Annotated in this window: 10 protein-coding genes and 2 pseudogenes; 5 read left to right on the top strand and 7 right to left on the bottom strand. The window is 69.7% G+C overall.

The genetic code is table 11. From position 1 onward, the window contains the following. Positions 1-146: 146 nt before the first annotated feature. Positions 147-794, bottom strand: a complete 648-nt coding sequence (locus tag ACQEXA_RS10830) for a response regulator (protein WP_433129559.1) — start codon at positions 792-794, stop codon at positions 147-149. Then, complete coding sequence (locus ACQEXA_RS10825) at positions 791-1,945, bottom strand: sensor histidine kinase (RefSeq protein ID WP_432935077.1); 1,155 nt, start codon at positions 1,943-1,945, stop codon at positions 791-793. Before ACQEXA_RS10825 ends, ACQEXA_RS10830 begins: the two co-directional genes overlap by 4 nt. Before the next feature lie 157 nt (positions 1,946-2,102). On the opposite strand from ACQEXA_RS10825, the gene ACQEXA_RS10820 reads away from it, so the two are divergent. Beyond that, entirely contained in the window at positions 2,103-2,654 is a 552-nt protein-coding gene (locus tag ACQEXA_RS10820) for a hypothetical protein (RefSeq protein ID WP_432935078.1), read from the top strand. Positions 2,655-2,917: 263 nt separating this feature from the next. On the opposite strand, the gene ACQEXA_RS10815 is transcribed toward ACQEXA_RS10820, so the two are convergent. Beyond that, positions 2,918-3,460: a hypothetical protein gene (locus tag ACQEXA_RS10815; RefSeq protein WP_433129557.1), complete on the bottom strand. Its 543-nt coding sequence runs from the start codon at positions 3,458-3,460 to the stop codon at positions 2,918-2,920. Positions 3,461-3,863: 403 nt separating this feature from the next. Further along, positions 3,864-4,583: an MBL fold metallo-hydrolase gene (locus tag ACQEXA_RS10810; protein WP_432935080.1), complete on the bottom strand. Its 720-nt coding sequence runs from the start codon at positions 4,581-4,583 to the stop codon at positions 3,864-3,866. A gap of 107 nt (positions 4,584-4,690) precedes the next feature. Here ACQEXA_RS10810 and ACQEXA_RS10805 point away from each other — a divergent pair, with 107 nt between their 5' ends. Further along, positions 4,691-5,254, top strand: coding sequence for a TetR/AcrR family transcriptional regulator (locus ACQEXA_RS10805; protein ID WP_433129555.1), 564 nt, complete (start codon positions 4,691-4,693; stop codon positions 5,252-5,254). Positions 5,255-5,526: 272 nt separating this feature from the next. After that, on the top strand, positions 5,527-6,078 hold the full coding sequence (locus ACQEXA_RS10800) for a hypothetical protein (RefSeq protein WP_433129553.1): 552 nt from the start codon (positions 5,527-5,529) through the stop codon (positions 6,076-6,078). Positions 6,079-6,232: 154 nt separating this feature from the next. On the opposite strand, the gene ACQEXA_RS10795 is transcribed toward ACQEXA_RS10800, so the two are convergent. Then, positions 6,233-8,206 carry a zinc ribbon domain-containing protein gene (locus tag ACQEXA_RS10795; RefSeq protein ID WP_433129551.1) on the bottom strand — a complete coding sequence of 658 codons (1,974 nt, stop codon included), beginning with the start codon at positions 8,204-8,206 and terminating at the stop codon, positions 6,233-6,235. Further along, positions 8,203-8,820, bottom strand: a complete 618-nt coding sequence (locus ACQEXA_RS10790) for an IS607 family transposase (RefSeq protein ID WP_433129549.1) — start codon at positions 8,818-8,820, stop codon at positions 8,203-8,205. The genes ACQEXA_RS10795 and ACQEXA_RS10790 overlap by 4 nt, the downstream gene beginning before the upstream one ends. 156 nt (positions 8,821-8,976) lie before the next feature. Here ACQEXA_RS10790 and ACQEXA_RS10785 point away from each other — a divergent pair. Beyond that, positions 8,977-10,038 (top strand): annotated as a pseudogene (locus ACQEXA_RS10785) (transposase); the annotation flags it as partial. Between the two features lie 20 nt (positions 10,039-10,058). Here the strand turns inward: ACQEXA_RS10785 and ACQEXA_RS10780 are convergent. Further along, a complete protein-coding gene (locus tag ACQEXA_RS10780; protein ID WP_433134511.1) occupies positions 10,059-12,251 on the bottom strand; it encodes a recombinase family protein in 2,193 nt (730 codons plus the stop codon). Between the two features lie 301 nt (positions 12,252-12,552). On the opposite strand from ACQEXA_RS10780, the pseudogene ACQEXA_RS10775 reads away from it, so the two are divergent. Next, a pseudogene (locus ACQEXA_RS10775) lies at positions 12,553-12,936 on the top strand (NF041680 family putative transposase); the annotation flags it as partial. Positions 12,937-12,949 lie beyond the last annotated feature (13 nt).

The raw sequence follows: 12,949 nt of genomic DNA, 5'->3' as shown, positions 1-12,949 counted from the left end.
TACGGGACACCCCTTAGCTGTCACCTTCTCTCCCCGTCCTCAACCCACCACCCTCCCGTGATGCCGGGGCGGCGGTACCCGCTACCACGGCATCCGGTCGGCTGCCGTATGCCCTTGTGCCGCCGCCCAGTTACGTAACCCCGCGCTCAGGCCAGGCCGCTGGTGTAGGCGATGACCACGGCCTGAGTGCGGTCGCGGGCATGCAACTTGGCGAGGACGTTGCTGACATGGGTCTTCGCGGTGGCTTCGCTGACGCTGAGCGCGCCGGCGATCTCGGCGTTGGTGAGCCCCTTGGCCAGCTGGGCGAGGACCTCACGTTCGCGGGCGGTCAACTGGCTCACCGCCTGGACAGCCGCCGGGTCGTGCGCGCGGGTGCCGGCGATGTGGTCGACCAGTCGCTGGACGGCTCGTGGCGCCAGGATCGCGTCGCCGGCCGCAGCCGTGCGGATCCCCGCGACCAGGTCGTCGGCGTCACCGTCCTTCAGCAGGAAACCGGACGCCCCGGCCCTGACGGCAGCCAGGACGTACTCGTCCAGATCGAACGTGGTGAGCATGACGACGGCAGGCGGTCGGGGCAGGGCCCGCAGATGCCGGGTCGCCTCGACGCCGTCCATGCCCGGCATGCGGATGTCCATCAGTACGACGTCGGGTTCGCACCGGCCTGCCTGCCGGACGGCGGCCGCTCCGTCCGACGCCGTGCCCACCACGTCGACATCCCCTGCGGTGGCGAGCAGGGCCGCCAGCGCGTCGCGGATCAGCGGCTGGTCATCGACCACGAGAACGCGGATGGTCATCGTGCGGCGTGCTCCATGATCGGCATCGGCAGCGTCGCCCGCACCGCCCAGCCCTCCCGGTCGCTTCCCGTGCTGAGGGAACCACCGAAGAGACGGACGCGTTCGGCCATGCCGAGCAACCCGTGTCCGGCTGTGCCGGGCCGTTGCCCGGCGTGTACCGGGTTGACTATGTCGAGATGAAGCGCTGAATCGCCCCAGTCCAGCCGGACCACAGTGAGGCCCGGGGCGCCGTGCCGGCGGGCGTTGGTCAGCGCCTCCTGCACGATCCGGTACGCGGCGAGCGATATGGCCGGCGGGAGCGGCCGAGGAGTACCGGACTGCGTGAAGCGGACCGGGTGACCGGTCGACCTCGCGGTCTCCAGCAGGTTCGACAGGTCGTCCAGCGACGCCTGTGGATCGAGGTCGGCCCGCTCGCCGTCCGGCCGGAGCAGGCCCAGCAGCCTGCGCAGGTCGGTCATGCTCTGCTGGGCGGTGCTTTCGATGGTGCGGACCTGCTCGGCGGCAACGGGCTTCCCGGCCTCGATGCTGCGCCGCACCACCTGGGCCTGCAGGGACAGCGCCGAGATGCGGTGCGCGACGATGTCGTGCAACTCGCGGGCGATCGTCATGCGTTCCTCCAGGACCGCGTGCTGCACCTGCCGCTCGCGTGCCGCCTCGGACTCGGACGCCCAGCGTCGGGCCCGATCGGCCTGCGTCGCGAGGGTCTGCACGCAGAACCCGACGAAGAGGGGACCGAAGAACACCAGGAGCGGGAAGACGACCTGGCTGACGTCATGCGCGGACCCCCCGGTGACGAGGGCCACGTACGCGAAGCCGAGCGCCACATTCCACGGCTGTCTACGACCGGGCCCGTGCCGGCCGGCCAGGTACGCCGACCACATCAGCAGCAGCACGAACGGGCTGTCGCTGTTGCCACCGTCGTCGGGCAGGCCTCCGCCTGTGACCGCGACCAGCATGGCCGGAAGGGTGACGAAGGGGAGCCACCACCGGCCTCCGGTCGCGACCCCGGCCAGCGCCGCCGCCCCGGCGGCGATGACCACCGCCGGCCTGTCGGTGCGTCCGGCCACCACGACGACCCACACCGCGAGGCCGATCATGGCCGTGACCCTGCACAGTCGAGCCGCTATCGCAGCGCGGCGCGTGAACACCATGCGCGAGAGTGTAAAGGCGCCCCCACCGGTGGCGACCTCGGCCTCACGGCCGATTCCACGGGAGGGGCGAGTCCGTCGCGCGGCCGATCTCCGGCCGCGCGAAGACCCCTCCGCGCGCCGATGTTCCAGCCGGGCCGGCGCGGCCACCATCTGCGGCATGACTGATACTCAGACCGCCGTCCAGCGCCGCCCCGACTCACTTCTGGGTGTGGTGCCGTCGATCGCCGCAGGGGTTGCCGCCATCGGCATGGCCCTCTACCAGGTGCTCACTCCGGGCGAACCGACCGCCAGCTACGACAGCGCCCTCGACTTCCTCCGGGAGGGGCTGTTCCTGCTCTACCTGGTCGCCAGCATCGCGGCCATGTTCCTCGCCCGCCGCCAAGGGGTCCTTCCGGGGATCGGTGCCTGGCTGGTCGGGGTCGGCTACGGGCTGCTCACGATCGGGGTCGGCGCCGGCCTGGTCATGCTGAAGGACCCGGATTGGTTCGGCGTCCTCGGTATTCCCGGCAACCTGCTGGCCATGGCCGGGTTCGTCACCGCGGCCATCATGGCTTGGCGCGCCCGGAGCGTGCCCGGCTGGGCCACCCTGCTCCTCGCCGTCGGCGGCTTCTTCGCCGTCTTGGCCGCGGAGTTCGGGACCGGCGTGCTGATCGGCTGCTTCTGGCTCTGGGCGGCCTGGGTGACTCCGCGCCCGGCTCGGGAGAGCTGAGCAGCGACACGAGTCGGCGCGGGCCGGTGAAGGGGGGCGGCCCGCGCCGACATCGACCGGCATGGGCGGCCGCTGCGCTGCCGCCCATGCCGGGTGCACAGCCGGCCATCGCCAGCAGGCCGCCCTTACAGCCAGGTTGGAAAGCATTAACGATCTTGCCGCAGCGGGGGCCGCGAAGGTCTAGGGGCCGGCCCCCGGCTCGACCTTTTCAAGCCCAGGGCTGGGCGGACCCGGCGGATCGGAGCTGACTTGACCCATGACACTCACGCTCCATAAGCGAGATCCCCGCCACCGCTGGCCTCGATCAGCCAGGACAGCGAACCGCTGCCGAACGGCCAGCCGGTGGTGGCGACCTCAACCCAGCCGTTGCCCAACTCATCCGCCCCGGCGTCCCACCACCACCAGCTGCGATCGTCGCCCATGCCTTCCTCGGTCGGGTCGAAATAATAGAGCCAGCCCGACAGCGTCCAGGGCCCTTTACTGAAGTCTGCCTTCTGGTCGGGCGTCATCGACTGCCACTTCCGCAGCCAGGCACCGGCGTCAAAGGACATGCCCGGTTCCGGATCCGCGGGCTCTGGCGCGCATCGCTGCACGAACCAGGCCGGCAGCAGCTCCGGCCACCGCCCCAAGGTGGGCCAGTCAGCCATCCGCTCGACCACGGTCGTCAGAACAGCTCGGGCATCCGCGACGACCCGCGCCGGATCCTCGGCGGTGAACCGGACTCTCACGAGAAACCGCCGCTGTCGACGGTCGTCGGATCCGGGGCCGTACCGAAGTCGCCGTAGCTCGCCCTTGATGATCTCCACGACGGAGAAGCGTGCACTGCCACCCGCCGTGCCGCAGGTGAAAAAGCGCCGGGACCCTCCCTGGCCGATGGCCCTGATGGGCGCCAGCGTGCTTCAGCGGCGCAGGTCCGCGCCTTCCCCGACGGCGAGAACCGGGCCACGGCGCCTGGATCGTGTCTGGCGGACGGATCATGGCTGGTCTCAGCGGAGTTCGGTGCGGAGCCAGATCATGATCGAAGTGATGGCCGCGGTGGCTTCGAAGGGGTTTTTGGGCGCCAAGCTCCCGTCGGCCTGCCCGATGGTGGCCGACGGCTGACGGCCGGCACCTCGGCATGTCCCCTGTGCACGCCGAGAACCCCCGGGCCCGTCGGTTCACCTCGTCCGGACGGGCGTGGCGCGGGTTCAGCTCCACGCCCGGACGCTACTACTCCGGTTGTGCCGCGGCCCGGACCTGGCGGACCGCCTCCTGCACGCCACCGTTCCAGGGCGTGCCGTGCCCCGGCAGCACCCACTTCGCCCGTATCTCCCCGAGCCGGTCGAGCGACGCCAGCGCCTGCTCCCGGTCATCGGTGAACGGCGCCGGCTGCGGCCCGCGCTGTCCGGTGAGTACGTGCCGGGTCGTGAGGCCGTCGCCGACGAACACCGCGTCGACCTCGGGCACATGAACGGCGATGCTGCCCGGCGAATGCCCCGGCAACCCCATGATGCGGGGCGCGCCCGGCAGGTCGAGCACGTCGCCGTCGTTCACCTCCGACACCTCGGTCAGGTACGCCGTGCGCAGGCCGCCCTTGCGGCCCGCGTACCAGAGAAAGCCGGCCACAGCGCCGAGTCTGGCGTGCCCCCAGCTGGCCTTGGGCTTGACCTCGCCCCGGGCGCGCGCGGCGTCGGCGCTGTGGACGAAGACCGGGATTCCGTGGTCGCGGCGGAGCCGTTCCGCGAAGCCGAGGTGGTCGGTGTCGCCATGGGTGAGTACGACGCCGCGGATGTCGGCCAGGGTCCGGCCCAGGGCGGCGAGTTCAGCGGTCAGCTCCCGCCAGTGGCCGGCCAACCCGGCGTCGACGACCGTCACGCCGTCGTCGGTGACGACCAGATAGACCGCCACTATGTCGTTCCCGATGCGATGCAGGTGCTGATCGAGCTTCATGATCCTTCTCCTCGCCGAGCTGCCATGATGGCTACGATACATAGCCATCATGGCTACGGTCCATAGCTATGATGAAGACGACATCGCACCGGCCGGAAGGAGTTCGCATGCCGACGCCCGAACGCACCTCGCTCGAAGCCATCGTCGAGGCAGCCCGCGACATCCTGGAGTCGCAAGGGCTCGCGCAGCTGACCATGCAGGCGGTCGCCGACCGGGTCGGCGTGCGCGCCCCCTCGCTCTACAAGCGGGTCCGCAACCGCGACGCCCTCGTCCTCCTCGTCACCGAGGCCACCCTTCTCGACCTGGAAGAACACCTCCACGCCGTCCCGGCGGCCCCGGACCCTCGCGAGACCCTGGCCGATCTGCTCCGCGCCTTCCGCGCCTTCGCCCACGCCCGCCCGGCCGCCTACCATCTGATCTTCACGAGCTCCCCGGGCCCCACCAGACCCGACCCTGCCCGCCTGGCCCGCGCGGCGGCCCCCGTCCTGCAGATAGCCGCCGAACTGGTCGGCCCCGCCGAAGCGCTGGAGGCGGCCCGCATGATCACCGCCTGGGCGCACGGCTTCATCAGCATGGAACTGGCCGCCGCCTTCAACCTCGGCGGCGATGTGGACCGCGCCTTTGAGTACGGCATGGCCCACCTGGCGGCCGCGCTCACCAAGCCGGCCTGACGTCGATCCGACCGCCCGTAGCGTGCTTTCCAGTCCCGCCCAGGCCGGACGGGTCTGGCTGCGTTGCCCATACGGCACCGAAAACTGACCCTGTCACCAGCCCAGCAAGTGCCGACCTGCCCTCCTCACGCGCCCATCCGAGCTGTCCGGCCGGGTCGCCCTGTACCGCCACAGCCGCGTCGCGCTCTCGCCGTCGGGCCGACCGGGCCGTTCCGCGTTTACGCTGCCCGGCCCCCGGCTGGGGTGCGGGAGGCTCCACTTAGGCTTTGGCCATGCTGCTGATCCACGGCGGGGAAGCCGTAGCTGACGCTCCCGAACTGCGCACGGGAGGAGTTCCACTCGTCCCGGATGGATTCGTCTGGCCGAACTGCCGCGAGTGTGGCGGGCCCATGCAGTTCCTCGCTCATCTGCCCCTCGATCTCGGGGCGGTCGCGGTGTTCTTCTGCCAGAACGACCCCGGCATGTGTGACGACTGGGACGCCACCGCCGGAGCCAACCGCGCCTTTGTGTTCAGTGGTCGACTCGCGCCGGCCACCGTTCCCGCCGAGGGTGAGACGCTGCTCGGTGCGGTCACCGCCCTGCGCCCCCACCCAGCCGACGTCCCCACCGCGGAGCCGGTCCTGGGCCGGCTGGGTGGCGAACCCGACTGGATCCAGGATGACGAGACTCCCGACTGTCCCTCCTGCAGCGCCCGTATGACCTTTACGGCCGAGCTCGAAGAGGGGGCCGACTTCGCGACCTCCGCCAACTTCGGCGGAGCTGGTCGCGGCTACGTCTTTCACTGCCGCCCCTGTAGCGAGGCAGCCTTCCTCTGGCAGCGATGAAGACTGCCGCCAGGCTCATGTCCGGAGCCGGAGCCGGAGCCGGAGCCGGAGCCGGAGCGCTGCGACGGTGACGGCGCCGTGAAAGACGCCGTGAAAGACACAGGCCAGGTTCGGCGGCAGAACGGCCGTGCTCTCCTGTGCCCAGCGTCTCTGATCAGCTAAGCGATCCTGAGTTGGATTGGGTTTCCGGGATCGTTTCCCACCGTGGTGGGGAGGCGTGGGCGTGGAGGTGGAATCCCGCGCCGAGTGCTGCCCCTTGTGGCCGGTGTCGGCTGGTGGTGGGTGTGCTGATCGTGTTCACGCCCTGGTGTCGGTGGGCTGCGCGGGGCAGCTGGTTCCGGTCCGTGTGAGCGTGTCCCTCCGGACGCTGGCCGGCACGACCGCGAGGCCGTGCTGGGGAGGGTGCCCTGCGTCGCCTGGGCGCGGGGCGTGTGGAACGTGGCCGGGTGGGGCCGGTCTTGGTCCGGTCCTTCCGGCTGGTCTTGGGAGTCGGTGTGAGGACTGCGTTCGCTTCCAGGTTGTCGAGGACCGTCCGGATCACCATGTGGCCGCTGGTGCGGTCGGTAACGGTCGTGGCCTGGTGGGCCAGGCCGCGGGCTGCGATACGGCGCCAGGCACCGTGGTCGCGGTCGCCCTGCCAACGGCAGTCCTGGTGGGGGCAGATGGCCCATTTCCATCCCGCGAGGGTGGGCCGGTCGGGGGCTTTGCGGTGCCGCAGCGGGGTCAGGCAGTGCGGGCACAGTTTGGAGGTGTTCCGCGCTGGAACCGTGACGACGGCGATGCCCTGTTCGGTGGCGAGGTGCCGCATGCGGTCGGCGATCTGTCCGCGGACCTGCTGGGACAGGCGGGTGTTCAGGGTGCGGCCCATGCCGCTCGCTTCCATCGACCGCAGATCCTCGACATAGATCACCGTGGCCCCGGCCGCGATGGCCTGGTCGACGGCCCATCTGGCGGCAGCCCACGCAAGCGCGTCGTTGAGGTTCGACCTGCGGTTGGACACGTGCTGGATCTCGCTGCGCAGCACGTCCAGCTTGGGGGCAAGCTGGTGGTCGTGGCCTGCGATCAGCCGCATGTACTGGTCGGCCTTGGTGTGCAGTCGCTCCGAGAGGCGGCGCAGTCGGTGCTGCTTGGCGAGCACACCGGCGGCCCGGAACTGGGCGCCGTGTCCGAGTGCGGTGATCCGCCCGTCGCCGTTCAGTTGCACGGCGCCCGTGCTGAGGAGTGTGTTCAGGCCCCAGTCCACGCCGAGCGCCACCGTATGACCGGTGCGGTGGGCCTTGGGGACGGCGTGGGTGTAGGCCTGGTCAGCGCGCACGGTGTCACCCGCGGGGCGGAGGGTGGGAAGGTGGAGTACCGCCGATGCGGGGACCGTCGGCGGCAGAACGATGGGGCAGGCCACCCACGTCCAATCCCGGTAGGTGGCCGGGTCGGGGCGGGTGGGCAGCTGAAGCCGTAGCAGCGCCTGCCCGGTGTCGGTTTCGGAGCGTTCGATCGTGGCCTGCTGCCCGTCGCATGCGGCGAGCAGCAGCAGGCGCGGGATTCTCGGGGTGCCTTCGAGTTCGAACACGTCCACGGGCAGACGGCCGTTGGCCTTGAGATACGTGGCGGCCTGCCGGGTGCGGGCCTTGATGATGCTGGACGGCAGATGTTCCCCGTCACAGATCGCCGCCCGAACCTGATCCCACTCTCTCGGGGTGCGTTTGCTCGGATCGGCCGGCCACGTCGCCAGCACCCCCAAGACCACATCGGCGCGCCACTTCACTGAGCGCAGCGCCCGCCCGGCCTGCTCCTGGGCCATGCGCACGATCCGGTCGTTGACCTTCACGCCCTCGAGCGGGGCGGCACTCCAGCCCAGACGGCGCAGCGCCATCCACGCGTTCGACGGCAGATTCCGACCGGCCTCGTCCACGCCGGAGGCGAGTACCTTCACATCACGGCTGTTCCAACGCTCGGCGAGCACGACAGACACCGTGCCCGCCACCAGGTCGCTGCACCAGCCGATGCGTTCGGCCAGCACGGCCTGGGTCAGGACTTCGCCCGTCTTCTCATCCACGCCGGTGCGCACAAGAGTGCGGGCACACGCGGTACGGGAGGTCTCACCGTCGGCGAGCAGCGGCTTCCGGCTCACGCGGCGCGCCCTGCCTCGCACTGGCCCGACTCGGCCAGCAGGCGACGCCGGTTTTCAGCCGACCGCATCCCGTACAGGCGGCCGGCGAACGTGGTGACCAGCGACACAAAGTCCCCAAGGAGTTCGTCCCGGCCGCCGAGCTTCTTCGGGTGCAGCACCTCAAGACTGGCGCCGTACACGGACAGCAGGTGCTTGAGCCAGCCGACACCAAACCGGGCGAGCCGGTCCTCGTGCGTGACCCGCACGACGGTCACCGAGCCGTCAGCAACGGCCCGCAGGAGCCGGCTCAGACCGGGCCGGTCCTCCCGCAGGCCACAGGCCCGGTCACGGAAGACCTTGACGATCTCGCCGGTGGAGGTGGCCCGCAGCTCCTTCTCCTGCGCCTGAAGCGAGGATTCCTGCCCGTGGGAGCCGGACACGCGCACGTACAGGCCCTCCAGGCGGACACGCTCGCCACCGGTGGAGACCTTCATCGCCTCCACATCGATCGAGGAGAACCGGCGCTCACGCCCGACCCAAGTCACCGGAATCTTCCCCGAGTCAGCCCAAAGACGAAGCGTCACGGGGTGAACGCCCAAGCGTTTGGCGGCCTTTGAGAGTCGAAGAAGTTCCACACGATCACCATATGATCATTGAGGAACTCTAAGCTTGATCTTTAACCTCGGCAAGATCGTTTCTTGTCGGGGTTCTTGATTCGCCGGACAGAGGGCGCGGCCGTCCTTGAGGCTTCGGAGTGTCGAGCAACGAAGCACCAAGAAACGGCCGCTGTGATGAGTGTTCTGGATGACGCCGCCCGCGTCGAGTCGCTGTCCGTGTTGTCCTGCTTCCGTGAGGACTTCCATGCCTGCCTGTCCCGGCGAGCGGATGCACTGTTCGAGCTGACGGATGCGGTTCTGTGTGCCGACGGCCCGGTCACCTCGCTGGTCGACCTGACGCTGGTGGCGGAGCACCAGCGGGGACACGGCGCGATGTACGACGCGCTGAACTGCGGGCGCCTCCAGGTGGAACGTCTGCGCCGGTCGTTGGCGTCCCTGCCGCTACCCAGGGCGGCCGATGGGAGGATCGTGCTGGCGGTCGATGTCTCGCCGTGGCTGCGGCCCGATGCGCCGACCAGCGCGGAGCGGCTGTTCTGTCATGTCTACGGGCGGGCCAAGAGCAACTCGCAGTTCATCCCGGGCTGGCCCTACTCTTTCGTCGCTGCCTTGGAGACCGGACGCACATCCTGGACCGCGCTGCTGGACGCGGTGCGGCTGGGCCCGGCCGACGACGCCACTGCGGTGACCGCCGCCCAGCTCCGCGAAGTTGTCGACCGGATCATCGCTGCAGGGCACTGGAGCGACGGTGACCCGGACATCCTGATTGTGATGGACGCCGGCTACGACGTCACCCGCCTCGCTTTCGTCCTCACGGACCTGCCGGTCGAGCTGGTGGGCCGTCTCCGCTCCGACCGGGTGCTGCTTCGACCCGCACCACCGCACCGTTACAGCCCCAAGGGGGGCCGGCCCCGCAAGCACGGCGGAACCTTCACCCTGGCCAAGTCCGACACCTGGCACGAGCCGGAGGTGGCGACCGTCACCGACACCACCCGCTATGGGAAAGCCGAGGCGATGGCATGGGACCGGATGCATCCCCGGCTCACCCACCGCGGGCCCTGGCTGGACCACGAGGGCGAACTCCCCGTTCTGCATGGCACGTTGATCCGCCTCAGGGTCGAGTACCTGCCCGGTGACCGTGACCCCAAGCCGGTCTGGCTGTGGTCGTCGGTCACCGGTGCGAGCGCTGGACTGGTCGATGTGTTCTGGCAGGCCTTCCTGCGAAGGTTCGATCTTGAGATGAGCAAGCCGCAGTGCTGTCAAAGTCGCGGTTCGACGTCATCGCCTCGGGTTCCTTTCCTGTTCGGGATTATCGTCGTCTGTTGGTGGTCGAGCCAGGCTTGTCGAGGCTGGTGGCCGCGGGACTGCTGGTGGCGTCGGCAAAGTCGTTCGACTTCTGCGGGGTCGGCGTGGATCACCCAGGATCGGCGCGGGTTGCTGAGTTGGCGGGCGGTGACCCAGCCGCGTGTGATCCATCCGAAGAGGGTGACGCGGGGCATGCCGATGGCGCGGGCGAGGTCGGTGAGCCACCATTCGTGCTCGCCGAGTGCTGGTGCGGACCGCCGACTGGATTGTTCCTGGTGGCTGACACAGCCCAGGTCCTGCAGCAGTTTGCGCACGCCCTCGGTGCCGAAACGTTCGCGGCGTTTGGGCGGCCGGAAGCCTTCCGCGTTGAGCATCTTCGCGATCTGCGGCGCCGGGTGTCCGTCGTCGGCGAGTTCGCGGGCCCGGGCGGCCAGGCGAGGGAAGTAGCTGAGCTGATCAAGACGAGCGACCGGGCGGACGAGTTCGCCCGTGGTGCGATGCCCGCCGGCCCAGGTGATGCGGACGGTGACACGTTCACTGTCGCCGATCACCGCCAGGTCGACCTTCTCGATCAAATGCCGCACCAGCTGCTTGCGGTCGGTGTCCATGGTGGTCGGCGCCCGCCAGATCGCGGGCAGATCACTGGCAAGGGCCCGGATCTGCTCGCGTTCGGCGGCGGTGAGGGTGCGAGGCCGGGCCGCGGTGAAGCGGTCGTACTCCTCGCTCAGCTGCTGTCGTTCGGCCAGCGCGTGCTCCCAGTTCTTCTCCAGTTCCCGCACCACCAGGCGGTTCTCGGGCTCGGCCAGTTGGTACTGACGCCGGGCCCGGTCGACTGCGTAGTCGGCGCGTTCCAGGCGCTGACGCCAGATCCCGTCCATCTGGGCCCGGCGCTGCTGAGCCTGCTCGGCGGCCTGAAGCGAGACTTCCAGCGCGGCGGGGGCCATCGCCGCCAGCAGCAGGCTGGTCACATACCGGTCGACGCATGCTCCGGACAGCTGCTGGCACAACGCGCCGCCGTAGTCGGTTTTGGCACGGCTGCACTCGTAGACTCCTCGCAGCTCTCCGCCCGCGCCGCGCTGATAGCGCACGACCATGCGTTTGCCGCACCGATCACAGAAGATCAGCCCCGCCGACAGGGCCGACCCGCCTCGCACCACGCCCATACTCTGAGCATGAGCCCGATTCGCCTCGATGCGCTCGAGGTTGCGTTCATGCCGCTCGGTGCTGATATAGGCGGGCCAGACACCGGGCAGGTAGACCAGCCAGTCCTCCCGCGGCCGCCGCACCCGGCCGGTGAAGGGACGCCCTGCCTGGCGCCGGCGCGGATCGGTCCGGCTGCGGCCATAGACATAGACCCCGGCATAAGCCGGGTGGCGGAGCATGTTCTGCACCGCGATCCTGCTCGGGCGGCGCCAGGCCAGCTCGCCCCGCTCAGGGCCTTCCCGCACCCGGATCCCCATCTGGATGCCGTGGTCGACCAGGAACCGCAACACCGCGTTGATGGTGGCTAGTTCATCGAACAGATCGAAGACCAGGCGGACCACGGTCTGCACCTGCTCGTCCGGATCGAAGACGACCTCGCCGTCCGGGAGCCGCGCATAGCCCACCGGCAGCGGCACGGCCAGCTCACCGCGGCGGGCCTTGTTCAGGCGTCCGTTCCACATTCGCTGCTTGATCAGGTGTAGTTCGGCCTCGCTGATCGTTCCCTTCAGCCCCAGCAGCATCCGGTCGTTGTACTCGGCCGGATCGTAGATCCCGTCCGGGTCTGCCAGCAGGGCCCCGGCCAGCGCACACAGCTCCAGCAGTTGGTGCCATTCGCGCCCGCAGCGGGCCAGCCGGGACATCTCGCTGCCCAGCACCAGGCCCACATGATCGAGGCCGACCTCGGCCACCAGCCGCCGGAAGCCGGGACGGTCCTGAAGGCCGGACGCCGAATGCCCCAGGTCCTCATCGATCACCAGCACCCGGGACGGGGCCCAGCCCAGGTCGACGGCCCGCTGCGTGAGCCCGTACTGCAGCCGGGTGGACTCTGCATGACCGAGAACCTGCTGCGGGGTCGACTGGCGGACATAGATCACCGCGAGGCGGTCGCGATGCCACGGCCGGACCTTGCCCTCAACCCGTGCCCACGGGGCGGCAACCGTCATGCTCACCGCACTCACCCTCGTCCCGTCCGGCCACATCCGCAGCGATCACCATCCGCACGGCCAGCACCCCCAGCAACCGCGCCACCAGCTGCCGATTCAGCTCCGGAACGGCTCCCCACCACGGGATCTGGGGAGCTCAGCGACGACACGCTCGTCCACTGCGACTCACCACCCTCTTCTGCACCAGCCTGCCGCTCACGCAACCGCCGAACGGCAGCAGCGGCAGCGACCAGGCCCTCAATCCCTACGACCGGGGCATTCCCCGAGCCAGACACACCTACGTGTGCAGTACGGCTTGCTGCTCGAACACACCTTCAGGATGATCAAGCAGACGCTCGGCTGGACCCGTCCGAAGGTCCGTGAGCCCGATACGGCGGACCGCTGGACCTGGCTGGTCATCATCGCCCACACGCAGCTCCGGCTCGCCCGCCCACTCGCCGAGGATCTTCGCCGCCCCTGGGAGAAGCCCGCCGAGCCGGGGCGGCTCACGCCCGCGCGGGTGCGGCGGGGGTTTCGGAACCTCCGAGCGAAGACGGCCCGTCCGGCGGCCGCACCCAAACCTTCCCGGCCCGGCCCCGGACGCCCGACCGGCTCGAAGAACCGCCGCCGGGCACCCAACCACGACGTCGGTAAAACCGTGAAACGCGATCTCAGCATCGCGGAACACAAGAACCGTGCAGGTTAAAGATCAAGCTAAG

Source organism: Streptomyces sp. CA-106110, from assembly GCF_050936285.1.
Classification (GTDB): domain Bacteria; phylum Actinomycetota; class Actinomycetes; order Streptomycetales; family Streptomycetaceae; genus Streptomyces.
This window is presented reverse-complemented; position numbering and strand designations above follow the sequence as displayed.